The organism is Youngimonas ophiurae (nom. illeg.) (genome assembly GCF_049803795.1).
In the GTDB taxonomy this organism is placed as follows: Bacteria; Pseudomonadota; Alphaproteobacteria; order Rhodobacterales; family Rhodobacteraceae; genus Thalassobius.
The window spans coordinates 1-23,626 of record NZ_JBNAGJ010000011.1 but is presented as its reverse complement, the minus strand read 5'-3'; the positions used below and the strand labels follow the sequence as shown (position 1 = coordinate 23,626).

Genomic DNA, 23,626 nt, shown 5'->3' with positions numbered 1-23,626 from the left:
GGCATCACGGCGTTCGTCGGGTTGTCCAACAGGATGGCGAATGTCACCTCGATGCGCCCGAATGACGAATTCTACATGATGGGACGCGGATGATGACGCAACAGACAAATTCGACAGACAGCGCTGACATGGCAGAGGCCGCAACGGAAATGCAGGATCTGACGCTGCGCACGATGGCAGTTTTGTCACAGCTCCACGAGCGCGCCCTCAAGAAAGCCAGCGGGTCGGAGTATTCCCTGATGGACACCCAAACGCTTGCCAAAGCCTATGGAACTTTCTGGGGCGACATGCTGCAGAACCCGGGAAAGTTGTTTGATGCACAGATGAAAGCGGGCACGGCAATCTTGTCCTCCTGGCAGGCGATGTTGCGCGACACCGGGGAAGAGGGCAGCGTGCAGGACCGCCGTTTCAGTGACCCCAATTGGGACAAGGACCCGGTATCGCGCATCTATCGCGACATGTTCCTGGCGGTCGAAGACGCGACCAATGACCTGTTGGAAAAGCTTCCAAAAGACTTCAGGGATCATATGCGCGTCAGTTTCTACACCCGGCAGATGCTGAGTGCTCTGTCGCCCAGCAACTACCTGCTGACAAGCGCTCCGGCGCGCAAGATGTTCATCGAAACCGACGGCACGAGTTTCCGAAAGGGGCTGTCCAACATGCTCGACGATCTCGAGCGCGGCGAGGGGCGTCTGGACATCGCTACCAACGATTCAACGGCTTTCCAGGTGGGCGAAAACCTTGGTACGACCGAAGGTGAGGTCGTATTCCAGAACGACCTGATGCAACTGATCCAGTACCATCCGCGCACTCCGGAACAGCATAGCGTGCCAATCCTGTTTGTCCCAGCCTGGATCAACAAGTTCTACATTCTGGACATGCAGCCAAAGAACAGCCTGGTGCGCTACATGCTGGATCGAGGACATTCCGTGTTCGTGATATCCTGGGTTAATCCAACCAGCGAACACGCGGACAAAGATTTTGCCGACTACATGACCCTCGGCCCGCTGGCCGCTCTTGATGCCATTCGCGACATCACCGGAGAAGAAAAGGCCAATATCCTCGGCTTCTGCATCGGCGGCATCCTGGTGACGGCGACGCTGGCTTACCTCGCAGGCATTGGTGATGACCGGGTCAATAGCGCCACAACACTGGCCACCATGGTCGATTTCAAGGACGTGGGAGAAATCGGCGTCTTCATTGATGAGAACCGGCTGGAAGTTCTGCGCGCGCATATGGAAGAGAAAGGTTATCTTGAAGCCTATCACCTGCAGGACATGTTTTCGATGCTGCGCGAGAACGACCTGATCTGGTCGTTCTTCGAGGCGAATTACCTGCGCGGCAGGAAACCTCGCGCTTTCGACCTTCTGTATTGGAACTCGGATTCCACCCGTTTACCGGCGGCGATGCTGCTTTGGTATCTCAAAGAGATCTATCTCGAGAACCGGCTTCGCCAGCCCGGCGGATTGGAAATGAACGGCATCAAGATCGACCTGAGCAAAATAGAAACGCCGGTTTTCGTACTTGCCACGTCCGAGGATCACATCGCCCCCTGGACCTCGATTTATCCAGCGACGCAGATACTCGGCGGCGAGGTTGAATTTGTCCTTGGCGGCTCGGGCCATATTGCCGGAGTCATCAACCCCCCGACCGAACGTGCCAAATACGGTTTCAGAAAAAGCGACACCTATCCGCCAGAACCAGCGAATTTTCTGACCAAGGCCACGGAAATGCCGGGGTCGTGGTGGCCCTACTGGGCGGACTGGCTCGAGGCCAAAGACGGCAAGACCGTCAAGCCTCGAAAGCCCGTCAACCGCGGAAAGTACAAATCCATCGAGCCGGCACCGGGAAGCTACGTTCGGGCGAATTGAGACCGCGTTCCATGACAGGGATATGTGGTCGTTCGGTACTGCCGGAAATCGCCGCGAAACCTGAACGCCATCCCTCGTGAAGCGGAACGACCGGAAATCCTATCCCTATTGAACCAAGCATCAAACGTCTTGCATTCCTCGGCATAATCAAATGGCCGGTAGCGGATACTCCTGTGCATATGTGGGCAGGGCAACGATCTTCGTCAGATTTCACCGAATGAATTGCCCCCCAATCAACCGGCATTCCGAAATCCCGACTGTGACTGGTCTGGTTGTATGCCGAAATTGAGCGCAAAAACACAGCATTGGGTGCGCTAGGCTCGTATTCCATCGCTGACAAGTTCAAGGATCTGGTTGGCAATAACCTCAGGAGGTTCCGAACCGTCAGGGTTGTACCACTCCGGCATCTGGTTGAAGGCCGAGAACAGCACCTGCGCCAGTCTTTTTGTTGAACTTTGGCGGATCGATTTGTCTTCAATGCCGGCCTTGATGATCTCTTCAAGGAAATCCTGACCATCGCGCAGGGTCTGGCGCAGTTTGTCCTGGTTTCTGCCCGTGAGGTTGCGGCGCGCCTCGCGCATCAATGAGGAACCGAAATCACTCACAACCAATGCGGCGTAAGAACGAAAAAACACGCGCAACCTGTCAAGGCCGTTGCCAGTTGATACCTGGGCCGCGTCAAAGCAAAGCTTGACCCCTTCCAGCGACACCAATGAGCACTGCATCAGGATGTCTTCCTTGTTGCGGGCGTAGTAATAGAGTGCAGGCTTGGTCAGATCGAGTTCGGCGGCGATATCATCGAGCGAGGTTTTCTTGTAACCGACTGTCGAAAACAGTCTCGCCGCAACGTCCAACACGGCACGGCGCTTCAGTTCCTGCTGCTCTTCGACGTCTTTTGTCTTTCTATGCCACTGGATTGCAGGCACATGACCCTCGCTTGAAATTGTGCGCCGGGCGAGAATTCTTCCCGCCCGGCATCTTACCAAGTTTAGTAGTCGAGGCCCCGGGCTGCAACTGTCCAGGCGCCGTTTTCAACCTTGGCCAGGATCAGCGTTTCCACCCCCTGGTGATCTTCGGGGCCAAAGCTGATTGTTTGGCCGCCGATCGGATCGACATAGCCATTGATCGCCTCGATCGCAGCCAAGAAGCCTTCGGTGGTCAGTTCGGGGCCTGCCGCTTCAAGCGCCTCGGCCAGCAAATCGATGAAAATATAGCCCAACTGCGCCTGCGGCTCCATTTTTGTCCCATAGGTCTCTGCATAGCTTTCCAGGATGCGTTTGGCCTCGCCTTCCGAGGTCGCGACATCGGCGAAGACGAAGGGCGAAACCAGATAGAGCCCTTCCATTGCACCGTCTGCCGCCTTGGCCACAGCATCCATGTAGGGGACCATGCCCGTGACGAAGATCGGTTCGAAACCGAGCTTCTTCGAGGTGGCAACGGTCAAGATCGTGTCCTTGACGCTGCCGGCGTTGAAGACGATGTCGCAGCCTGCATTCTTCAAGGTCGTGACCGAAGACACCATGTCGGTCTCTGTGGCCGCATGCTCGGTTTTTGCAACGATCTCCATGCCGTATTCATGTAGCTGCTGTTCGACGCCAAGCGTCATCGACTCGCCCGCCTCGTTGGCGATCTGCGACACGCAGGGAGTCACAAACCCGCCATTGTCATGGAAATAGGCTACCGCCGCACGGAACTGCTCGGTATAGTTGCGAAAAAAGGCGTATTTCATCTGGTGCAGCGGCTCTGCCATCTCGGGCGCCGCAGTCATGGGAAACAGGTTGGGAACGCCGGCGTCCAATTGCTGCGGCATGACCGCGAGGTTCATCGGTGTTCCCAGCGCGCCGACCATAGCAAAGACCCTGTCGCGGCGCAGCAGTTTGTTGGCAGCCTGAATGGCGCGCGGCACCTGATACTGCGTGTCCTCGATCACGATCTCAAGCTGGCGACCGTGAATGCCGCCCGCGGCGTTGATCTCGTCCACGCGCATGCGCAGTCCGTTGGCTTCAGGTACGCCCCAGACAGCCAGCGGGCCGCTGAGATCGGTATAGCTGCCAAGCGTGATCTTATCTTCGGTCACGCCCTGCGGACCAGCGATGGCCGCCCCGGTGACCAGCGCGGAGAGCGCCAGTGCAGTTGCAAAATTCTTCATGATTTCCTCCCTTTCAAGTTTCAGTACATAGTTTCAATGAGGTCTTTGTATTTACGCTCGACCTCGTTGCGTTTGAGTTTCATCGTCGGAGTGAGTTCCTCATCCTCAGCCGTCAGAAGCACGTCGATCAGGCGGAACTTCTTCACTTGTTCCACCGGCGAAAATCCGGAATTCGCACGGTCCACCTCGTTGCCAATCAACTCGATGATCGGCTCGCTTTCGCAGAGCGATTTGTAGTTCGAGAACGGGATGCGCTTGTCCTGTGCGTATTTCTCGACCGTTTCCTGGTCGATCATGATCAGCACGGTTAGGTACTTGCGCTTGTCGCCAATGATCACCGCGTCCGAGATGTAGGGCGAGAATTTCAGCTCGTTTTCCAGCTGCGAGGGCGTGATGTTCTTGCCGCCGGCGGTGATGATGATGTCCTTCTTGCGGTCCAGAATGGTCAGATCGCCATTGTCGTCCATCTTGCCGACATCGCCGGTATGCACCCAGCCATCCACCATGGTCTCGGCGGTCTTTTCCGGCTGGCTCAGGTAGCCAGAGAAGTTTGACCGCGCGCGTATCAGGATCTCGCCATCCTCGGCCAGTTTGGCTTCGACGCCGCGCATGGCCCGCCCGATCGAGCCGATGGGCGATTGGCCTGGAACCGTGGCAGTGACAATGCCAGTCTCGGTCTGTCCATAGGCTTCCTGCACAGAGACGCCGAGCGCATTGAACCAGCGAAGCAGTCGGGCCGAGATCGGCGCGGCGCCCGAAACGATCGTATGCGCCCGTGCCAGACCCAGTTCCACGCGGATGTTGCGCAGGACAAGGAAATCGATCGCTCGGTGAAAAAGGGAAAGGCCCAGCGGCACCTGTTTGCCCGCAGCCAGCAGATCTGCCCGGCGTTCGGCCACTTTCAGCGCCTGCGTATAGGCAAAGCGTCCAAAGGCGGTGGCGTCATTCATGATGAAAGAGATGCGGGAATAAAACTTTTCCCACACCCGCGGCACGGCAAAGATGAAAGTCGGGGCCACTTCCTGAATGTCGGCATTAAAGGTCTCACCGCTTTCGGCAATATTGATGGTGATGCCATGCCGGATCGGGGTTGCGACCGAGATGATGCGCTCGGCCGCGTGGCACAGCGGCAGGAAAGTCAGGATTTCGTCGCCCGGGCCCAGCGGCATTTCCGGGTGGTTGTCGGCCTGCGCCAGAAAGAACCGGTGCGAGATCATCGCGCCCTTCGGCGCGCCGGTGGTGCCCGAGGTATAGATCAGCGTGGCGATGTCCTCGCCCTTGCCGGCATCAATTCGGGTTTCGAAGGCGGCGTGCATTTCGGGGGCGCCGTCCGCGGCAAGCTCGAGAAACGCCTCCCATCCCATGACCTTGTCGTGAGAAAACCGGCGCAGGCCTTCCATGTCGTAGACAATGACCTTTTCGATCCCCGGCAGCTCGTCCTGCACCAGCAGGTATTTGTCGAGCTGTTCCTCGTCCTCGACGAACAACACCTTGGCGCCGCTGTCGTTGAGCTGATAGGCCACCTGCTTTTCCTGCAAAGTTGGGTAAAGCCCGTGGGTGACCGCACCGATGCACTGAATGCCAAGGTCGGAAAACACCCATTCCTTGTTGTCTTCGCTGATGATCGCCACGATGTCGCCGGGCGCGATCCCCAGCGTTATCAGCGCACAGCCCGCCTGCCGGGACCGGTCATAGTAGTCGGTCCAGGTGTATTCTTCCCAGATGCCGAAATCCCTTTCGCGGATCGCGATCGCGGACCCGAATTTCCGGCAGTTCTGCCGAAACAGTTTGGGCAGTGTGTCGCAGCCGTCGATTTCAAAGACGGGCGGGGTCCAGTTTTGTGTAGAGATGTCGTTCATCGCCAGGTCTTCCTTGCTTTCCAGCGGCGGTCGCCCCGCGCGCTGTCGGCCTTGATGCCAAGGTAAAATTCGCGAATGTCAGCGCTGTTCATCAGCATGTCGCGTTCGCCTTCCATGACGATCCGGCCGGTTTCCAGCACATAGCCGAAATCGGCGGCAGGAAGCGCGACGCTGGCGTTCTGCTCCACCAGCAGCATGGTCATGCCCTCTTCGACGTTGATCCGCTTGATGATCGCGAAAATCTCGGAAATCAGCCGGGGCGAGAGACCCAGTGACGGCTCGTCCAGCAGCATCAGGCTGGGCCGCGCCATAAAGGCGCGGCCCAGGGCCACCATCTGCTGTTGCCCACCCGATAGATAGATCGCCTGCTTGTCGAGAAATTCGCGCAGGACCGGGAACCATCCCAGAACCTTTTCGAAATCGCGCGCCACCTCGTCGCGGTCCTTGCGGCAATAGGCACCCATCATCAGGTTGTCTTTCACCGACAAAAGCGCAAACACTTCGCGTCCTTCGGGGCTATGGGCCACACCGGTGCGGGCAATCACATCCGGATCCAGGCCGGTAATGGCCTTACCCTTGAATGTGATCTCACCTTTGAACGGGTCGAGCGCCCCCGAGATGGTTTTCAGGATAGTGGTCTTGCCAGCGCCGTTCGATCCCATGACCGTGACCACGGTGCCTTCGCGCACCGAAAGGCTGACACCGCGGATCGCCATGACGCGGCCATACATGGTTTCGACATTGCGGACTTTCAGAACTTCGCTCATGCCGCTTCCCCCCCTAGATAGGCTGCCTGCACATCCGGGTCGTCCTGCACCTCCGAGGCGCTGCCGGTGGCCAGGAAGCGGCCTTCGTTGATTGCCAGAACCTTGTCCGAGACCTTGTTCACCAGCTTCATGTCGTGCTCGATCATCACCACGGTGATGCCCAGATCCTCGCGGATGTCTTCGATCACAAAGGCGGTGTCGTCGGTTTCCTCGGTGGTCAGCCCGCTGGAGGGCTCATCCAGCAACAGGATCTCGGGGCTGGCGACCAGCGCGCGCGCCATCTCGGTTTTCTTGCGCACGCCGTAAGGCAGGTCGGCGACGCGGGCGTGACGGTAGCCTTCGAGATCGAGAAACTCGATAACCTCTTCCGCCTTGCGGCGGTGCTCCAGTTCCTGGCGCAATTGGCCGGGCAGGAAGAACAGCTCGCTCAGCGGCGAGAACCGCCCATGCCGGAACCGGCCGATCAACAGGTTGTCCAGAAGTGAGGCATGCTCGAACAATTCGATGTTCTGGAAGGTGCGGGCGATGCCGTGGTTGATCACTTCGTGGGGCCTGGCCCCCAGCAGGCTTTCGCCACCAAAGCGGATATCGCCTTCCAGCGGGTCATAGATGCGGCAGATCAGGTTGAACACCGTGCTCTTGCCGGCACCATTGGGACCGATGATGGTGAATACCTTGCCCGGTTCCACCGAGAAGCTCAGGTTATCGACGGCTTTCAGCCCACCGAATGCCAGCGACACGTTTTCGACTTCAAGCCAGCTCATTTCAGACGCTCCGTCTTGAGGAAGGTCTTCTGACGTTGGAAGCTGCGGCGCTTGTACATCGGGAAGACGTTGAAATAGTGATGGATTTTGACCCAGCGGCCATAGAGCCCATCAGGTTCGAACAGGATGAAGCCAAGAAGGATCATCCCGAAGGCGAGGCTGTCGAACCCGCCGGATGTGGCTATGGCCCCGGGAAGCAGCACCTTGACCCAACTCAGGACGGTGGGCAGCAGCACGATGAAGAACGCGCCGAAGATGGCCCCGTGGATGGTGCCGATCCCACCGACAACGATCATAAGAAGCAGGCGAATGCTCTCACCCATGCCGAAAGTTTCCGGTGTAATGTAGTAGAACGCATGCGCCAGAAGCCCACCAGCCAGACCGGCGAACACCGCCGACAGGAAGAAGGCATAGGCTTTGTAGAAGGCCACATTCGTGCCCAGCGAACGGGCCGAAACTTCGCTGTCGCGGATCGCGATCAGGGCGCGGCCAGACCGTGTGCGCAACAGGTTGCGCGTCATCAGAATGGCGCCGACAAACAGGGCGAGATTTAACAGGTAGGTCTTCCAGCTCTGGTCGATGGCGATGCCGAAGATGTCGATGCCCGGAACCGGCAGGCCACGATGTCCGCCGGTAAAATCGCCGCCGCCGCCGATCAGCCGTTCGGTCACGATAGCAATCGAAAGCGTAGCGATGGCGAGATACAAGCCATGCATGCGCCCGCAGATGCGCCCGATGGCCAGCCCGACCAAACCAGTGATCAGCGCCGCCAGGGGCAGCGACAGGATCCACGGCACGCCGTAGCGGCTGAGCAGGATGGTATGAGCATAGGCGCCGATGGCAACAAAGGCGGCCTGCCCGAAACTCACTTGTCCCGAGAATCCGGTGAGGATCATCAGACCCAGGCCGGCGATGGCATAGATGTAGACAAACGACAATTCGTCCAGAAAGTAGCCGTCAAGGAACAGCGGGGCGGCAAGCGCGATACACAAGAACAGCAGATACCAGAAAGCCTGTGTGCGGTCGCGAAACAGGCGGATGTCCTGCTTGTAGGATTTGCGGAAAAGAACGCGCATGAGCCTATACCTTCTTTGCGTAGATTTGTGCCAGCAGCCCTTCGGGCCGGATCAGCAGCACGACGAACATGATCAGATAGGCGCCGATGCCCTTGAACGTCGGGAACATGATGTCGAAGAACGGCTCGGTCACGCCGATCAGCAAACAGCCCAGAACGGCGCCGGGGATCGATCCGAACCCGCCGACAATGGCGCCGGCAAAGGCTTTGAAGCCGACAAATCCCATCTGCGTCGAGACCAGCGTGACCGGGCCCAGGAGCAGGCCGGCGATGGCGCCGAAGATTGCGGACATGGCCCAGATGGACGAGGTCAGGCGCTTGACGGGGATGCCCATGTAAAAGGCCGCCAATTGGTTCAGGGACAAGGCCTGCATCGCCACGCCTTGGCGGGCATAGCGGAAGAAGGCGTAAAGCCCGCTGGCCACGATGGCGGTCACCAGGATCGCCAGAACGCTGGACCAGCCGATGATGACCGACCCAAGTGTCAGATTGCCCTCAACCGGAGCAGGCAGCGAATAGTTGCCGAAGCCCCAGACAATCCCGGCCACGGCGCGCAGTGCAATTCCCAGCGCCAGCGTCAGGATGAAAACGGTGAACACCGGCTGTCCGGTGAGCCGCCGCACAACAAGCGCGTCGACCCCGTAACCGAACCCGCCCATGAACACGAGCGTCAGCAAGGCCCCGAACCAATAGGGCAGGCCCCAAAGCACGATGAACTGGTAACCGACAAAGGCCCCCAGCATCATGAACTCGCCCTGGGCGAAGTTCACCTGCTCGGTGGCTTTGTAGACAAGCACCAGGCCGATGGCGATCAGGCTGTAAAGACAGCCCTGTGACAGGCCGACGAGCAAAAGCTGTATGGCGTCGGCGAAACTCAGACCGGTCATGTGGCGGTCCTCCAATGCTGAAGAATTTCGTTCATTTCGACGGAACCGGCGTCACCAGTTGTCGGAGTGTCTGGCGGGGTATGTGAAAAACGCGGCGCCGGGGCGGGCATTTCGACGCCACCCACGGTGACAAAGCTCTCGCGTGCCCGGCTGTGCGGGTGTGTGGCGGCTTCGGCCAGTGGCACCACCGGCGCAAAGCAGGCATCGCTGCCTTCCAGCACCTCGCACCATTCGGCCTGTGTTCGGGTCAGGAACAGTTCGGTCAGAGCCTCGCGCATGGCCGGCTGCGCCTCGGGCGCATATTGGTCGGCAAAACGCGGATCATCGCTCAGCCCGGTCAGGCGCAGGAATTCGGCAAAGAACTGTGGCTCGACACAGCCGATGGATATGAACTTTCCGTCGGCGGTTTCGTAACAACGATACCACGCCACCCCGCCATTGATGAAATCGCCAGCGCGCTCGCCGCTCCAGGCCCCACCGGCCGCCAGCCCGTGTTGCATGGTCATCAAGAGGTTGACCCCATCGCACATGGCCGCGTCGACCACCTGACCCTCGCCGGTTGCACGCGCATGGGTCAGGGCCGCGAGGATGCCGACATTCAGCATCATCGCGCCACCACCCTGATCGGCAATCAGGTTCATTGGCGCGGGAGGGGGCCGGTCGGCCTCGCCCAGCCCGTGAACCGCGCCGGTGATCGCGGCATAGTTCAAATCATGCCCGGCAGCCTGCGCCAGCGGCCCGGTCTGGCCCCATCCGGTCATGCGGCCATAGATCAGCGCCGGATTGCGCGCCAGAACCGCCTCTGGACCGAAACCGAGTTTCTCCATCTTGCCGGGTCGAAAGCCCTCGATCAGAATCTCGGTCCGCTCGATCAGCGCCCAGAGCTTTTCGGCATCATCCGCCTGCCGCAGATCGAGCACCAGACTGCGGCGCGAGCGGTTGAACAGGTTGTGCTTGTCTTCGATTGGCAAGGGAAAAGCCTGACCGGGGCGGGTGATCCGCACCACTTCGGCGCCCATGTCGGCCAGATGCATGGCCGCAAAGGGCGCAGGCCCGATCCCGGCCATTTCGATGACCCGAACACCTTTGAGGGGACCATTGCGAGTCAGCATCGCCCTACCTCGCCCGCAGCCGCGTGGCGGCATCCAGACGCAGGGTCGCGCCGTTCATGTAACTGTTTTCGATCAGAAAAGCGCAGGCATGGGCGAATTCTTCCATCCGGCCCACGCGCTTGGGGGCCTCGACGCTTTCTTCGAGCGAGGCGACGACCTCATCACCGAGGCTCATCACCATCGGTGTGCCAAACAGTCCCGGCGCGATGGCGTTGATACGGATGCCTTTCGGCCCCAGCTCGCGCGCGGCAGGCAGGTTGAGCCCTATCACACCGGCCTTGGACGAGGCATAGGCAGTCTGCCCGATCTGGCCTTCATAGGCCGCCCCGGACGAGATGTTGACGATCACGCCACGCTCTTCCCCGTCTTCGGGCGGGTTTTCCAGCATCCGCGCGGCGGCCTGGCTCATCACGTTGAACGTGCCCACAAGGTTGATCTCGACCGTGCGGCGAAAGGCATCGAGAGACGCAGGTGCGCCCTCGCGGTCGACCACCTTCATCGGGCTGACCACACCGGCACAGTTGATGGCGACATGCAGCGCGCCAAAGCGGTCGACCACAGCCGAGATGGCCTCGGACACGTGCTCGTCGCTGGTCACATCCACCTGCCGGAACATGGCCCGGTCCGCGCCCAAACGGTCGGCCAGCGCGGTGCCCTGTTCCATGTCGCGGTCGAACATGGCCACCTGTGCACCCAGCCCGTGCAGGTATTCTGCCGTCGCAGCACCAAGTCCCGAGGCCCCGCCGGTCACGATAATGGTCTTGCCTTCTATCTTCATGACCTGGGCCCCTATTTGAACGCCGCCACACCGGTCAGGGACCGGGCGATCAGCAGTTTCTGAATCTCTGTGGTCCCGTCCGGGATCGGCCCGATGATGGCTTCGCGGGCCAGGCGTTCGACGATGAACTCGCGGGTCACGCCGTTGCCGCCATGGATCTGCACCGCCTGCCGCGTGGCGTTCACCGCGATCTCGGTGCCGTACCACTTGGCCATGGCGCATTCTGTGTCACAGCGTTCATCGCGGTCGATCATGCCGGCGGCGCGATGGGTCAGCAGGCGCGCGGCGTCGATCTCGGTTGCCATGGTGGCGATCTTGTCGGCAATCATCTGATGCCCGGCGATCTGCTTGCCATGCTGGTTGCGCTCTTGCGCGTAACGGATGGATTCCTCCAGCGCCCGGCGCGCCAGCGCGATGCCCCACATCGCCATATGCACCCGCGCGCGTTCGAACACGACCAGCGTCTGCTGCAACCCGCGCCCTTCGGCGCCGATGGTGTTCTCAACGGGCACCCGCACCTCATCGAGGAAGACCTGCGAGGTCGACTGTGCATTGAGGCCGATCTTGGGGATGTCGCGGGTTTCGAACCCGTGTTCCTTGCGGTCGACCAGGATATGCGTCAGCCCCTCGCCGGTGTTGCAGGTGCAAATCAGGAAATCGGCGAAACGCCCATTCGAGATCCAAGTCTTCTCGCCCGAAATCACCCAGTCGCCGCCATCCTTGCGGGCGCGGGTTTTGACCGCCGCCACATCCGAGCCGACGCCCGGTTCCGATATGCCGATGGCCACGGATGTTTCACCTGCCAGAAGCTGTGGGATATAGCGCGCGCGCTGTTCATCGGTGCCAAGGCGAAGCAAAAGATCGGCCCCCACCACGTTGATCAGGATCGGCAACGCAATGTCCATCGCCGTGACGCCGACCTCTTCGAACAGCATCAGGTGCGTGGACCAATCGAGCCCCATGCCACCCGCTTCTTCTGGATGGGGGGCCGAGGTCAGGCCGAATTCGGACAGCTGCATGAGGAACCCCTGGATCACCTCTTTTTCAAACGGCGCATCCTTGACCTTCAGGTATTCCGGTTCGATCTGGTCATCGAGGAAGCGACGCAGCATGTCGCAGGCCATGGTCTGTTCTTCGGTCTTGAACATCTCGCTCTCCTATCGTGCCAGAATCAGGACCGAGGCCACGGCCTCTTCGATCCCGATCAGCCCGCCACCGTTCTCTGCAATTGCCACCTTGGCCCCTTCGACCTGGCGCGTGCCGCATTCGCCGCGCAGCTGGCTGACAAGCTCATAGACCTGCCCCAGACCGGTGGCGCCGATCGGGTGGCCCTTGCACTCCAGCCCGCCCGACGGGTTGACCGGCACACGCCCGCCAATCGTGGTCTCGCCACGTTCGGAGGCTGCCGCGCCCTCACCAAAGGGAAAGAGACCAAGGTTTTCGATCTGGATCAGCTCGCCCACGGCGGTGGCATCATGCACCTCGGCGACCGAGACGTCCTCGGGTCCAAGCCCGGCCTTTTCATAGGCGCGCCGGGCCGCCTTGGCGGTCAGATGGTTATCAAAGTCGTCGCCATCCCGGTCCGAACCGGTCTGGATAACGCTGGCACGCAACTCGATGGCGCGGTCTCGGGAAATGCCGAGGCGCTTCATGCCCGCTTCGGTCATCAATACGGCCGCTGCACCGCCATCGCTCATCGGGGCGCACATCGGTAAGGTCAGCGGATAGGTGATCGGCGGTGCGCCCAGCACGTCGCCAACAGTGTAAGGATCGCGGAACTGCGCCTTGGCATTTTCCACCGAATGCATGTGGTTCTTGGCCGCGATGGCCGCGAATTGTGCCTGCGTTGTCCCGAACAAGCGCATATGCGCGCGAGCAAAGGCGGCGTAGACGGCCATGAAAACGGAATAGGGTTTTCCGGACTCGCTGCCTTCCGGCAAATCGATCCCATGCCCCAGCGCAAGCAACTGTTTTGCATTCTCCTCGGCGGTCGCCAGTTCCCAGCCAGAGTCGAAAAAGCTGAACATCTTGGCCTTATCACCAGTCCACATCTTCTCGGCCCCAACGGCCAGCGCCACATCGCCTTCTCCCGCCTTCAGAAACTGCGCAGCTAGGTTCAGGGCGGTCGATCCGCTGGCACAGGCGTTTTCGACGTTCACAACCGAAATTCCCTCGATCCCCATATCGCGCAGGGCGATCTGGCCCGGGATCATCAACTGCCCTTCCAAATGCCGCTGGGTGGCGTTCGAAAAATAGGCGGCCTCGATTGCACCGGCAGCAATCCCGGCATCTTCCAGGGCTCCGGTGACGACCTCGCGGGTCAACGACTTCACAGTCGCTCCGTCCAAGCGCCCCATGCGCGTCATCGCCACACCGGTTATGTAAACCTTATCCATCTGGTCCTCATCATGTTCCGGCAAAAACCGGTTTTCGTTTCTCGGAGAATGCCGCCAGCCCTTCTGCGGCGTCGTTCGATGTCAGGTGGTCGCGCAGGACCGACAATTCCCAGGCCAGAGCCTCGGCTTGCGGCATCTCGACTGACGCATTGGCGACCGCTTTCATGCGCGAAAGAACCAGAGGACTTTTGTCAGCCAGTTCTCTTGCGAACGCGTCCAGACGAACCTCAAGCGCATCATCGGCAACCACTTCCTGCACAAGCCCCATGCGCAACCAATCGCGCGCCGGCAGACTGCGGCCGGAAAACAGCAGGTATTTGGCGTTCGGCAAGCCAATCCGAGAGGGCAGGACAGCAGCGCCTCCCGCCCCTGGAAAGACCCCAAAATTGGCATGCGCATCGCCGATCTTCGCGCTTTCTGCGGCGATCAGTACGTCGCAGCACATCGCCAGTTCCAGACCGCCGGCGACGGTCACGCCGTTCAGGCCACCAATGACGGGTTTGGGAAAATCGCGGAGAATCTGAAAAACCTCCGCTACGGCATCAAGGAAGTCGCCGTCGTCGGACCGCTCCTGTGACAGACCAGCTTGCACCGCCTTGAGATCAGCGCCCGCACAGAACGCCCGGCCGCTGCCGGTCAGCACCACAACGCGCAGCTTTTCGTCACGACGAATGCGCTCAAGCGCCTCCCCAAGCTCCAAGACCATGTCCCGCGAAAGAGCGTTCAATTCGGTGGGTCTGTTCAGGCGCAACCAGGCCGCCGATCCCCGCATCTCCAAAATGACATTTGCATGTTGCATTTTCATACCTTTATTTACTGACCAGTAAGTAATAATAAGCCTGCGCTGTCAACATCAAATTTCCTTATCTATTACAGCACCTTGGAAGAAACGCTCGAATGGGGGTTCATAAAACCTGTAAAAAACCGAGAATCAGAGTGACAGCTTTTTCGGGCGAGACTCGTTGTTCGCGAAGGAAATCTCACAGGAATTGCTGCCTGTCGGTAATCATGTGTGCTTGCGCTTCAGGAATGCCGAACAGGCAACACCGAACAAATTCAGTCGGCTACACATCGCAGATTTCTGACAGGTCCCGCTCCCGACAGCGGCAACGAACGTAGGAACGGAGTTGTTCGGACTCTGGGCCTCAGCGCCGGGCTCAATGATAGCTTTGGTGATGTAGGCCTGATCGCACCGAAGACTATGCAGCACGCGATTAGGAATGCTGCGTTGGCAATAGCCAAAACCACACATGGCCCAGACGGCCTGCTCCCCGTTTGTCGAAGAAGTTTGCAGCGAAGGCGCTGCACGAAATCAAAACTTCTGGCATGGGCTGCGCGTAGGCTACCGCTTTGGCCTCTGGTCCGAGCGACGGCTTTGCGAAGAGGTTCATTTGAACCTTGCATACCGCTCGTTTCTTTAGGTGGGCATGTTTCGTCAACTCCATTTCTTGGGACTTCTCTGGATCCCGCCAGCCAATAGACGGCTGCGCGGAAAGGCCCGGCTTTCTTTGCCTGTTCTGACAACTATCTGATCGACACGGATCATGGGATCATCGTGGATGTCGATGCTTGGCGGTTGATCCGGCAGGCAGAAGTGGGCGCAATATCAAGATGATCGACCGGACGTCAGAGCGGGTCGGCCTGAAGCCAGATTGGGTGGCAGCGGACTCGGCATACGGGTATTCTGAGAACCTTGTCTGGCTGGCGCTCAAGCGCAAAATACTGCCTTTCATCCCTGTCTTTGACCACTCAAAGCGAACGGATGGAACCCGGTTGCGCACACCGGGCACATCCGGTCTGGCATTCCGATAACATCCGGTCAGTGATTCCGGTTTGATCCGGCCACGGATTCCGGGGCATCCGGTCACCCCGGACCCGGGCTGAGAGACGCCGCTGGGCGATCGTGCGGCGGGGTAGCCTTGTCTTCCGGCAGGAAGAGTTAAGAGCCCCAGAATGAACGATTGCCTATGCGGAAGATCGCCGAAGCCCTCAGGCTGAAGACCTCTGGCCTGGCAACGCGGAAGATCGCGTCGAGCCTGGGCCTTGGGCAATTCCTGTGAGGTTTCCTTCGCGAACAACGAGTCTCGCCCGAAAAAGCTGTCACTCTGATTCTCGGTTTTTTACAGGTTTTATGAACCCCCATTCGAGCGTTTCTTCCAAGGTGCTGTAATAGATAAGGAAATTTGATGTTGACAGCGCAGGCTTATTATTACTTACTGGTCAGTAAATAAAGGTATGAAAATGCAACATGTACAACATGTAAATGTCATTTTGGAGACGCGGGGATCGGTGGCCTGGTTGCGCCAGTGCGGCGCACGCCAGGTTGACGGCGCAAACGTGGCAATTGCCGAAAATGGTGGTGGGTTGATCGGGATCGAAGGGGCTGTGGCCTCGATTCTGATTCTGGCGCGATAGGAGAGCAGGATGTTCAAGACCGAAGAACAGACAATGGCCTGCGATATGCTGCGCCGCTTCCTCGAAATTGATACAAAGGACTAACCATGAATTCCTATGCCACGCCTATCGTCCCTGACACCTCCATCGACGATCTCAAGGCGCTTTTCACCTGCCAGAAAGCCGCCTCCAATGCCAACCCCTACCCGTCCTACGAAGAACGGTGCGGCAATGTCGAAAAGCTGCTGAAACTGACCGAGAAACACAAGCACGACATTTGTAATGTCATCGACAAGGATTTCGGCAACCGCTCGGTGCGCGAAACCACGCTGAGCGATTTGTTCCTTGTCATCCAGGGCGCCAAACATGCCCGCCGTCACCTGCGCAAATGGATGCGCCCGCGCCGGGTGGGCACAAGCCTGCATTCGCTGCCGGCCACATGCAAGGTGGTGCCGCAGCCCCTAGGAGTGATCGGCAATATCGCTCCCTGGAACTATCCCTATGCCATCGCGCTTCTTCCGGCGGTGCATGCGCTGGCCGCAGGCAACCGTATGATGATCAAGCCCAGCGAGGTCACGGTACATACAACCGAACTTCTGGGCAATCTCGTTTCCGACAATTTTGACGAGGACCTGTTGGCCGTCGTCACCGGCGGGGCCGAGCTGGGCAATGCCTTTGCCGAACTGCCTTTTGACCACCTGATCTTTACGGGGTCCACCGCCGTGGGGCGCAAGATCGCCCAGGCCGCGGCACCCAACCTGACGCCTGTCACGCTGGAACTGGGGGGCAAGAGCCCCGCGATCATCGACCATTCCTATAATCCGGCCAAGGCGGTCAGCTCGATCCTGCGCGGCAAGGTGCTGAACTGTGGCCAGACCTGTATCGGAGTGGACTACGTCTTTGTGCCCACCGAAAAGCTTGATGGGTTCGTCGGGGATATGAAGAAGGGCTTTACCAAGTTCTTTCCCAACCTCGATGGCAACGTAGACTACACCACGATCGTTTCGGACCGCCATTACGACCGGCTGCGCAATCTGGTCACCGATGCCCGTGACAAGGGGGCAAAGGTGGTGACGGTCAACCCCGATGGTGGCGAGGGCAATACCAACAACCGGATTCTGCCGCTGAATATAGTGATCAACCCCAGCGACGACATGGCAGTGATGCAGGAGGAAGTGTTCGGCCCGGTTCTGTCGATCAAGACCTATGACAGCCTGGATGAGGTCACGGGCTATATCAACAGCCATGACCGTCCGTTGGCGCTCTATTGGTTTGGCCATGACCGCGCCCGTGAAAAACACATGCTGCAAAACACCTGGGCCGGGGGGATGTGCGTCAACGAAACCCTGTTCCACGTGTTCCAGGAAAAGTTGCCCTTCGGCGGCATTGGGGCCAGCGGCATGGGCACCCATACCGGCAAGGCTGGGTTTGACAGTTTCAGCGCCCACAAGCCGGTCTTCCGGCAGGCGCGGCTGAACTCGGCCAACCTTCTGAATCCGCCCTACAGCAGGCTCACCGACACGCTCTTGGCGGTCATGAAGAAAATCGTCTGACACAGACACAAAAAATGGTAACAGGGAGAGTAACAATGGCAGATTATGTAGTCATTGGTGGAGGATCTTCGGGAGGAGTGGTTGCCGCGCGGCTATCCGAGGATCCGAACACTACCGTCACGCTTCTCGAGGCAGGGGGTCCGGGTAACTCGAAATTCGTTTCGATTCCCGGCATGTTCGCCGGGCTGATCCAGAACTACAAAATCAACAAGCTGAACTGGCGCTTCAACACCACGCCGCAGAAAAATCTTAACAACCGTGCGCTTTATAACCCGCGCGGCAAGATGCTGGGCGGTTCGTCCGGCATGAACGGCATGGTCTATATCCGTGGCGAATCCGGTGACTATGACCGCTGGTCCGAACTCGGCAACGAAGGCTGGAGCTATGACGAGGTGCTGCCCTATTTCCGAAAGGCCGAAAACAACGAACGCGGTGCGGATGACTATCACGGCGACAGCGGTCCCTTGCATGTCAGCAACGGCGATGCCTCGTTTGATTTCTACAACGCCTTCCTCTCCTCGGGCGAGAAGCTGGAATACCCCAAGACCCCGGATTTTAACGGCGCCAATCGCGAAGGGCTGGGCATCTACCAGTTCACCACCAAGAACGGCGAACGCGCCTCGGTCAAGTTCTGCTATCTCGACCCGATCACGGACCGCAAGAACTTGGATATCCAGGTTAAGGCCACGGTGCGCCGGATCGTCATGGAAGACGGGCGCGCGGTGGCCGTCGAATACGACCAGGGCGGCGAAACCAAGCGGGTCGGGGTGAACAAGGAGGTCATCGTCAGCGGCGGGGCCTTCGGCTCGCCGCAAGTCCTGATGCTCTCGGGCATCGGACCCCGGGCCGAGTTGGAGAAACATGGCATCAAGGTGCAGCATGAATTGCCCGGCGTGGGCGAAAACCTGCATGACCACCCGGACGTGATGTTCGTGTTCAAATCTAAGAAACGCACCGGAATTTCCCTTGGCCCACTGGGCACGCTCAAGAACCTTGGTGCCTTCTACCAGTATTTCACCAGGCGCAAAGGTTGGCTCGCCAATCCGCCCACAGCGGCGGGTGGCTTCCTGCGGTCCGAGCCGGGTAAGAACAACCCGGATTTCCAACTTCACATGGTGCCGTTGCCCTATCGCAACCATGCCCATGACTACATGTCGATGATCAAGTGGGGCTTTACCATGATTGTCAATATCGGTCACCCGCGCAGCCGGGGGCGTTTGACGCTCAAGAACGCCAACCCGGGGTCCGAGCCCAATATCGACCTGAACCTGCTGGATCACGCCGATGACCTGAAGGACATGCGCAATGCCTTCAAGGTGACGCAGGACATCCTGCACGGCTCACCGCTGAAGGATATGATCGCCAAGCCGCTTTACCCAAAGCGTTATCTCAATACCGATGCCGAGATCGACGACTACCTGCGCGCCGAGGTCAACCATGCGTATCACCCGGTCGGCACCTGCAAGATGGGCCGCGACGACATGGCCGTGGTCGATGCGCGGCTCAAGGTCAAGGGACTGGCCAATGTGCGTGTCGCCGATGCCTCAATCATGCCCGAGATCATCAACGGCAACACCAATGCCACCTGTATCATGATCGGTGAAAAAGCCGCCGACATGATTAAGGAGGACGCAGCCGCAACCTGATCAATTCGCCCGCAAGGCCAAGGATGCCGAGCATCAGCAGAAGCTGAAGCGCTGGGTGTTGCTGGATACGGCCGCGCACGAGTTCACCACCAAGAGGTATTCGGAAACGTCAATTGGCAAATTGGCCGACCTGCTCGATGTTTCCAAGCCTGCCCTCTGTTACTATGTGAAGAACAAGTGTCGCGTTGCCCTTAAATCTGAGACACGACGCGTTCGGGGATATTTTTTGCCCTTAATTATGAGATTCCACTGCCATCGCGCCTATGCTTTTCGCGCGCTGCCGGGCGATGTAAACAACCGCGGCAAGCAGACGTGGCTCCTTATCGAAGGCGCGCAATAGAGCAACCCTTGCATAGTCGTCGATGCCGGAGCTTGAGATGGCCGCTTTGACCAGTGGACGGGATTGGGCTGCATCAATTGCAGCAAGGCCAAACAGCCTTACTTCCAGCCTGTGGCCCTGAAGAGCGTATAACGGATCTCCGCGGAAGGCCTTTAATGATATGGCAAAGGTGACCGCGCGCATTGCGCGCCGAAATTGCTTGGAGCTGCGTAATCGCGCGGCGTATTCAAGCCGCGCGGCGCCGTTGCGCGCACGATTTATCAGCTTTTCGGGCATCTGTTCGCCACTGGCCTTGCCGAGCGTCGGCACAAGTCTCGTCCCACAAACCTGGCAGTCGAATGCCCAGGCTCGCCTCCAATGCTTGAGCGAAAGGCCCTCTCTGGAACATTGCAGGCAATGCTGGAATGGTATCTGGGCCGTCAGCGAGGCTTCTCGTGTCGTCATTGCTGGGAAGGTCAAAGATCGCACAACATCTGGGTCAATCCGTGCGGCGTTGGCAATCTTCGCCGCCGCAGCCGCGTCGACGTTGAAGTTCAAGGCGGTGCCATGCGCGGTATCGATTCTGAGATGAGCCAGTAGTTCCGCATCATCACAGTAGTTGGCCGCCGCCAGCCTAGACAACCAACCTGACAACAACTCGTCGGGCAGCGGCGCGACAGTCTTGGGCAGCGGGTGCGGCTTCACACCCCGGACTTCTCGAGCCGCCGATGGGGGTTCGCATGGCGCGACCAAACCGGCGTCCATTTTGCGATTGCGTCATCGGTGATGCATTCATCACCTGTGACAATGGCGTCGATGGAAAGATCCTTGATCAGGGCGAAGATGCGCGAGGTCACCCCGCCGGTCAGCGCAAGTATCTGCTTTAGTGACTTGACCTTCAGATTGGATTTCTTCTCGAGGGGCATTGCCGCGATGAGTGTCTGGATCATGTCCGAGAACTCGGCGTCGTCGCGCCAGTTTGGAAGGTGATGTTCGTCCAGCCGCCTGGCAAGCTGGATATCACCACGGATGGCATCGACGGCCTCGCTGACCCCCAGGCAGACCAGCGACACTTCGAGTTCATTGCTGAGATACCGCAGAACATTGAGAAAGCGGCGCTGTTCGCGGTGGGTCCCGGCCAAGAGGTTGTGGACTTCGTCGATCATGATCATCCGCAGGCCAAGGTCGCGCAAGAGCGCGACGACACGGACTTCGAGGGAGGCCACATTTTGAGCGCGCGCGCTCAGTGCCGTGGCCGGTGCCCCGACGGTCGCCAGGATGTGCAGATAGAACCGTCGTTCGTCGGGAGCTGGTGGTGCTTGTAACAGTAACAGCGGCGTTCGCGTAATTCCCGATGCTGGGTCATATTCCGGTGCATATCTGCGCGAAAGATTGCGGGCGATCATCGTCTTTCCGATCCCGGACGCGCCATGCACAAGAAGGCCAGGCATACGGGTTTGCCTTGGCGCTTCGATCATACACTGCAAACGGTCCAGAACTTGTTCGGCCCGCGGAAAGCCAATCCAGATATCCGATTGAATGAGGGTGATCCGACCGTCTTCCTCTGTTTTTCCTGCCCTCAATTCACCATCTCTCCACCTTGAACAATGGGCGCGATGTATCACCCGTATCGATCGCGCGCAGCCCTTCGGTTGTTGAGACGGCCGAGTTGGCGCCCTCCAATGTCCCTTTTCTTTCACGGGATCGGCGTTCGGCCCTCGTCAGGCTCCGGCTTTCAGACTCGATTTGGCGTTGCTGTCGGATCAGCTCAGCCAGGACCAGCTCATTGGACCCGGACTTGCCAAGGGCACGGGCATTCCTCATGGCTTCGCGATATTCCCAGAGCGACACAGGCGGAATTTCCAGGTTTCGGTACCGAGCTTCGACGTATCGGTCATTATCCAGTTCGACCCAGATCACCGAGAGGTCGCGAGGGTCGTAGCGGACGACCACCTTTCCATCCCCGCGCCCGATGTGGCCTGCAAGCGCATCGGACCAGTACCGTATCTGGAACAGATGGATGCCGTCACGCCTGACCTTGCGCAGTTCACTTGGCAGAAAGCTCACCCGAAAGGCTTCAATCTCGAAGGGGATATCGCCCATCATTTGCTCTGAGAGCGCCTCCCATTTGGCAACGGGCGTGCAGCCAAGACTTGAATGAATGCTGTTGTTGTAGCGGCAGATTTCCAGAGCAAACCAGCGATCGAAGTCGCTTAAGGTCATCGTGGCCATGCCCTCGGCGTCATAGTCGCCCTTGGCCACGACCGAGGATTGCGTTGTTCCAGGCAACAGGTGCACGGCCCCCATCATCGTGCCGATCAATCGTTCGATGTGCCCTCCGAAATGAGGACTGCCTGGCGGCCGATAGACCAGATCGATCCCCCATTCTGCACATGCCGACCGAAAGGCATGCGACCGGAAATCGCGCCCGTTATCGACGTGGATGCTATGCGGTTTACCCTGCGCGGGCCAAGGAACATTGCGCACCAATTCCGCCAGAAGTTCCGCCTTGGGGGCCACAGCCTGTGTCAGGCAAAGCGCCACCGACAGACGCGAAGGTGCCTCGAGAGAGGTGTAATATCCGGTCACCATCCGCGTTGCGACGTCGATCGCCAGCGTGACCCAAGGCCGCCCAATTGGTTTGCGTTCAAAACTGTCGACGAGAATGATGTCCGCAGGCGTATGGTCGATTTGCACGACCTCCAGTGGCCGGTTTGCCTTGTTGTCGCCTACGACCGGCGCAAATTTCTGGCGGGCCGCCTTTGCGCCTTCGCGTGCCTTGGCAATTTCACGGGCATCCATTGCATCCAGCCTGCGCTGAACCGTCCGACGTGTCGGCGGTTGCAAGCCCTGCTGCCAGCACGCGCTTCGGATTTCTGTCACGATGCGCGACAGGCTTGGGCGTTCCCGCCGTAAGAAATAACGGCGAAGATGTTCTTCGATCACCGCTTCCACCTTGCCGGATATCAAGGTTGTACCAGTCGGGCGGCCCCGTTTCCGAGAAGCCAGCGCGCTGGTGCGCCCACCCTCTTCGGCCAGACGCTTTATCCAGCGCCAGACAGTCGCCCTGCTGACACCAAGCTCCCAAACGGCGTCATTGATGCCACTTTCCAGACTGCCAGTTCCTTTGAGATATGCCTGAACAAGCGGACGCAGAACGGCCGCCCTGCGCGCCTCCTCAGCACCAGCGGCAACGAAGTCTTCGCGATCATCATCCATCAATATTTGCCACACGAAGCTGCGAACCCTGTCTCAGGTTTAAGGGCAAAAATATCGGATTTAAAGGCAAAATATCATATTTAAGGGCAAAGCAAGGCCGTTGATTTCGTTGGATTTCTCATCTCACAATTAAGGGCTACGCGACACCCACCTTCTCGACCAAATCCCGCAGGACCAGGAAATCGGTAGCGTTACGGCTGATGGCGCCTACGACACGCGCAAATGCCACGATGCGATTGCAGATCGCGGTGCCCATGCCGTCATCCCGCCCCGCAAGAACGCGAAGCCCTGGAAGACGATCACCGCCGGAGCCGTGGCGCGAAATGAGGCCCTGCGCGCGGCGAAATACCTGGGCCGCGCGCTCTGGCGACGATGGAGTGGATACCACCGCCGAAGCCGCGTCGAGACAAAGATGCATTGTATCAAGTTGCTGGGCCAGCGGCTCATGGCACGGGACTTCGATCGACAGGTCGCCGAACTCCAGGTCCGCATCGCCGTCCTGAACGGCTACACCGCGCTCGGAATACCCGTCACGGAAGCTGTGGGATAAGTCCGTCCGGGGAAAGGGGAACCTCGGCCTTAAGCCGATTTGTGCATCAGAGCCCTTGACACTAATAATTAGCTATCTATGTTTTTCCCGGCGATGGTTCCCCGGAAGAGGAGCCGGATTTCATCGCTGCATCAAACTGGAGGAAATTCATGTCACGGACAGCCAATTTGGCCGGCCCGCGTTCGCGGACCGGAATGGTGGTGCTTTGCCTCGCTCTGACCGCGGGCTTCGCCCCGCTCGCGTCGGCGCAGGAGCAGCCCGCCTTCAACGAACATGCGGGAACCCTG

General features: G+C 59.1%; 19 protein-coding genes and 2 pseudogenes. 6 read left to right on the top strand and 15 right to left on the bottom strand.

What is annotated here, in order from left to right:
- Positions 1–92: 92 nt before the first annotated feature.
- On the top strand, positions 93–1,871 hold the full coding sequence (locus ACP15O_RS17200; RefSeq protein ID WP_425097353.1) for a PHA/PHB synthase family protein: 1,779 nt from the start codon (positions 93–95) through the stop codon (positions 1,869–1,871).
- A gap of 314 nt (positions 1,872–2,185) precedes the next feature.
- Here the strand turns inward: ACP15O_RS17200 and ACP15O_RS17195 are convergent, their stop codons facing one another.
- The 12 genes from ACP15O_RS17195 to ACP15O_RS17140 form a co-directional block, all read right to left on the bottom strand.
- Entirely contained in the window at positions 2,186–2,797 is a 612-nt protein-coding gene (locus ACP15O_RS17195) for a TetR/AcrR family transcriptional regulator (protein WP_170848854.1), read from the bottom strand.
- Positions 2,798–2,859: 62 nt separating this feature from the next.
- Complete coding sequence (locus tag ACP15O_RS17190) at positions 2,860–4,020, bottom strand: ABC transporter substrate-binding protein (RefSeq protein WP_425097352.1); 1,161 nt, start codon at positions 4,018–4,020, stop codon at positions 2,860–2,862.
- Between the two features lie 20 nt (positions 4,021–4,040).
- Entirely contained in the window at positions 4,041–5,879 is a 1,839-nt protein-coding gene (locus tag ACP15O_RS17185; protein ID WP_425097351.1) for an AMP-dependent synthetase/ligase, read from the bottom strand.
- On the bottom strand, positions 5,876–6,646 hold the full coding sequence (locus ACP15O_RS17180; RefSeq protein WP_425097350.1) for an ABC transporter ATP-binding protein: 771 nt from the start codon (positions 6,644–6,646) through the stop codon (positions 5,876–5,878). Before ACP15O_RS17180 ends, ACP15O_RS17185 begins: the two co-directional genes overlap by 4 nt.
- Positions 6,643–7,410, bottom strand: coding sequence for an ABC transporter ATP-binding protein (locus ACP15O_RS17175; protein WP_093455112.1), 768 nt, complete (start codon positions 7,408–7,410; stop codon positions 6,643–6,645). Before ACP15O_RS17175 ends, ACP15O_RS17180 begins: the two co-directional genes overlap by 4 nt.
- The gene (locus ACP15O_RS17170; RefSeq protein ID WP_093455113.1) at positions 7,407–8,486 is read right to left on the bottom strand and encodes a branched-chain amino acid ABC transporter permease; all 1,080 of its coding nucleotides are present in this window, start codon (positions 8,484–8,486) and stop codon (positions 7,407–7,409) included. The genes ACP15O_RS17175 and ACP15O_RS17170 overlap by 4 nt, the downstream gene beginning before the upstream one ends.
- A 4-nt stretch (positions 8,487–8,490) precedes the next feature.
- Positions 8,491–9,372, bottom strand: coding sequence for a branched-chain amino acid ABC transporter permease (locus tag ACP15O_RS17165; RefSeq protein WP_425097349.1), 882 nt, complete (start codon positions 9,370–9,372; stop codon positions 8,491–8,493).
- A complete protein-coding gene (locus ACP15O_RS17160; protein ID WP_425097348.1) occupies positions 9,369–10,484 on the bottom strand; it encodes a CaiB/BaiF CoA transferase family protein in 1,116 nt (371 codons plus the stop codon). Before ACP15O_RS17160 ends, ACP15O_RS17165 begins: the two co-directional genes overlap by 4 nt.
- A 4-nt stretch (positions 10,485–10,488) precedes the next feature.
- Positions 10,489–11,262 carry an SDR family NAD(P)-dependent oxidoreductase gene (locus ACP15O_RS17155; RefSeq protein ID WP_093455115.1) on the bottom strand — a complete coding sequence of 258 codons (774 nt, stop codon included), beginning with the start codon at positions 11,260–11,262 and terminating at the stop codon, positions 10,489–10,491.
- Positions 11,263–11,273: 11 nt separating this feature from the next.
- Positions 11,274–12,410: an acyl-CoA dehydrogenase family protein gene (locus tag ACP15O_RS17150; protein WP_425097347.1), complete on the bottom strand. Its 1,137-nt coding sequence runs from the start codon at positions 12,408–12,410 to the stop codon at positions 11,274–11,276.
- A gap of 9 nt (positions 12,411–12,419) precedes the next feature.
- Positions 12,420–13,658 (bottom strand): thiolase family protein, encoded by a 1,239-nt coding sequence (locus ACP15O_RS17145; RefSeq protein ID WP_425097346.1) that lies wholly within the window; start codon positions 13,656–13,658, stop codon positions 12,420–12,422.
- Between the two features lie 10 nt (positions 13,659–13,668).
- On the bottom strand, positions 13,669–14,457 hold the full coding sequence (locus ACP15O_RS17140) for an enoyl-CoA hydratase/isomerase family protein (protein ID WP_425097345.1): 789 nt from the start codon (positions 14,455–14,457) through the stop codon (positions 13,669–13,671).
- A gap of 663 nt (positions 14,458–15,120) precedes the next feature.
- On the opposite strand from ACP15O_RS17140, the pseudogene ACP15O_RS17135 reads away from it, so the two are divergent.
- The 4 genes and pseudogenes from ACP15O_RS17135 to ACP15O_RS17120 all read left to right on the top strand — a co-directional run.
- Positions 15,121–15,440: pseudogene (locus tag ACP15O_RS17135) on the top strand (IS5/IS1182 family transposase); the annotation flags it as partial.
- Between the two features lie 459 nt (positions 15,441–15,899).
- Positions 15,900–16,073 carry a hypothetical protein gene (locus ACP15O_RS17130; protein ID WP_317939114.1) on the top strand — a complete coding sequence of 58 codons (174 nt, stop codon included), beginning with the start codon at positions 15,900–15,902 and terminating at the stop codon, positions 16,071–16,073.
- 86 nt (positions 16,074–16,159) lie between these two features.
- The gene (locus ACP15O_RS17125) at positions 16,160–17,605 is read left to right on the top strand and encodes a coniferyl aldehyde dehydrogenase (RefSeq protein ID WP_161353830.1); all 1,446 of its coding nucleotides are present in this window, start codon (positions 16,160–16,162) and stop codon (positions 17,603–17,605) included.
- Positions 17,606–17,640: 35 nt separating this feature from the next.
- A complete protein-coding gene (locus tag ACP15O_RS17120; RefSeq protein ID WP_239368535.1) occupies positions 17,641–19,251 on the top strand; it encodes a GMC family oxidoreductase in 1,611 nt (536 codons plus the stop codon).
- Between the two features lie 232 nt (positions 19,252–19,483).
- Here the strand turns inward: ACP15O_RS17120 and ACP15O_RS17115 are convergent, their stop codons facing one another.
- From ACP15O_RS17115 to ACP15O_RS17105, 3 genes are read right to left on the bottom strand one after another with little or no spacing between them, the layout of a single operon-like run.
- Entirely contained in the window at positions 19,484–20,275 is a 792-nt protein-coding gene (locus ACP15O_RS17115) for a TniQ family protein (RefSeq protein ID WP_008335465.1), read from the bottom strand.
- On the bottom strand, positions 20,272–21,195 hold the full coding sequence (locus ACP15O_RS17110) for a TniB family NTP-binding protein (RefSeq protein ID WP_235872058.1): 924 nt from the start codon (positions 21,193–21,195) through the stop codon (positions 20,272–20,274). The genes ACP15O_RS17115 and ACP15O_RS17110 overlap by 4 nt, the downstream gene beginning before the upstream one ends.
- On the bottom strand, positions 21,155–22,789 hold the full coding sequence (locus ACP15O_RS17105; RefSeq protein ID WP_024099411.1) for a Mu transposase C-terminal domain-containing protein: 1,635 nt from the start codon (positions 22,787–22,789) through the stop codon (positions 21,155–21,157). The genes ACP15O_RS17110 and ACP15O_RS17105 overlap by 41 nt, the downstream gene beginning before the upstream one ends.
- A 151-nt stretch (positions 22,790–22,940) precedes the next feature.
- Between ACP15O_RS17105 and ACP15O_RS17100 the strand changes: the two are divergent.
- Positions 22,941–23,339 (top strand): annotated as a pseudogene (locus tag ACP15O_RS17100) (IS5 family transposase); the annotation flags it as partial.
- Positions 23,340–23,626 lie beyond the last annotated feature (287 nt).

Bases quoted from the DNA above. Each gene is read 5' to 3' on its own strand.
- ACP15O_RS17165 (WP_425097349.1), bottom strand. From the start codon at position 9,372: ATGACCGGTCTGAGTTTCGCCGACGCCATACAGCTTTTGCTCGTCGGC.
- ACP15O_RS17125 (WP_161353830.1), top strand. From the start codon at position 16,160: ATGAATTCCTATGCCACGCCTATCGTCCCTGACACCTCCATCGACGAT.
- ACP15O_RS17200 (WP_425097353.1), top strand. From the start codon at position 93: ATGACGCAACAGACAAATTCGACAGACAGCGCTGACATGGCAGAGGCC.
- ACP15O_RS17150 (WP_425097347.1), bottom strand. From the start codon at position 12,410: ATGTTCAAGACCGAAGAACAGACCATGGCCTGCGACATGCTGCGTCGC.
- ACP15O_RS17180 (WP_425097350.1), bottom strand. From the start codon at position 6,646: ATGAGCGAAGTTCTGAAAGTCCGCAATGTCGAAACCATGTATGGCCGC.
- ACP15O_RS17175 (WP_093455112.1), bottom strand. From the start codon at position 7,410: ATGAGCTGGCTTGAAGTCGAAAACGTGTCGCTGGCATTCGGTGGGCTG.
- ACP15O_RS17140 (WP_425097345.1), bottom strand. From the start codon at position 14,457: ATGCAACATGCAAATGTCATTTTGGAGATGCGGGGATCGGCGGCCTGG.
- ACP15O_RS17170 (WP_093455113.1), bottom strand. From the start codon at position 8,486: ATGCGCGTTCTTTTCCGCAAATCCTACAAGCAGGACATCCGCCTGTTT.
- ACP15O_RS17145 (WP_425097346.1), bottom strand. From the start codon at position 13,658: ATGGATAAGGTTTACATAACCGGTGTGGCGATGACGCGCATGGGGCGC.
- ACP15O_RS17120 (WP_239368535.1), top strand. From the start codon at position 17,641: ATGGCAGATTATGTAGTCATTGGTGGAGGATCTTCGGGAGGAGTGGTT.
- ACP15O_RS17185 (WP_425097351.1), bottom strand. From the start codon at position 5,879: ATGAACGACATCTCTACACAAAACTGGACCCCGCCCGTCTTTGAAATC.
- ACP15O_RS17105 (WP_024099411.1), bottom strand. From the start codon at position 22,789: ATGGATGATGATCGCGAAGACTTCGTTGCCGCTGGTGCTGAGGAGGCG.
- ACP15O_RS17190 (WP_425097352.1), bottom strand. From the start codon at position 4,020: ATGAAGAATTTTGCAACTGCACTGGCGCTCTCCGCGCTGGTCACCGGG.
- ACP15O_RS17160 (WP_425097348.1), bottom strand. From the start codon at position 10,484: ATGCTGACTCGCAATGGTCCCCTCAAAGGTGTTCGGGTCATCGAAATG.
- ACP15O_RS17130 (WP_317939114.1), top strand. From the start codon at position 15,900: ATGCAACATGTACAACATGTAAATGTCATTTTGGAGACGCGGGGATCG.
- ACP15O_RS17155 (WP_093455115.1), bottom strand. From the start codon at position 11,262: ATGAAGATAGAAGGCAAGACCATTATCGTGACCGGCGGGGCCTCGGGA.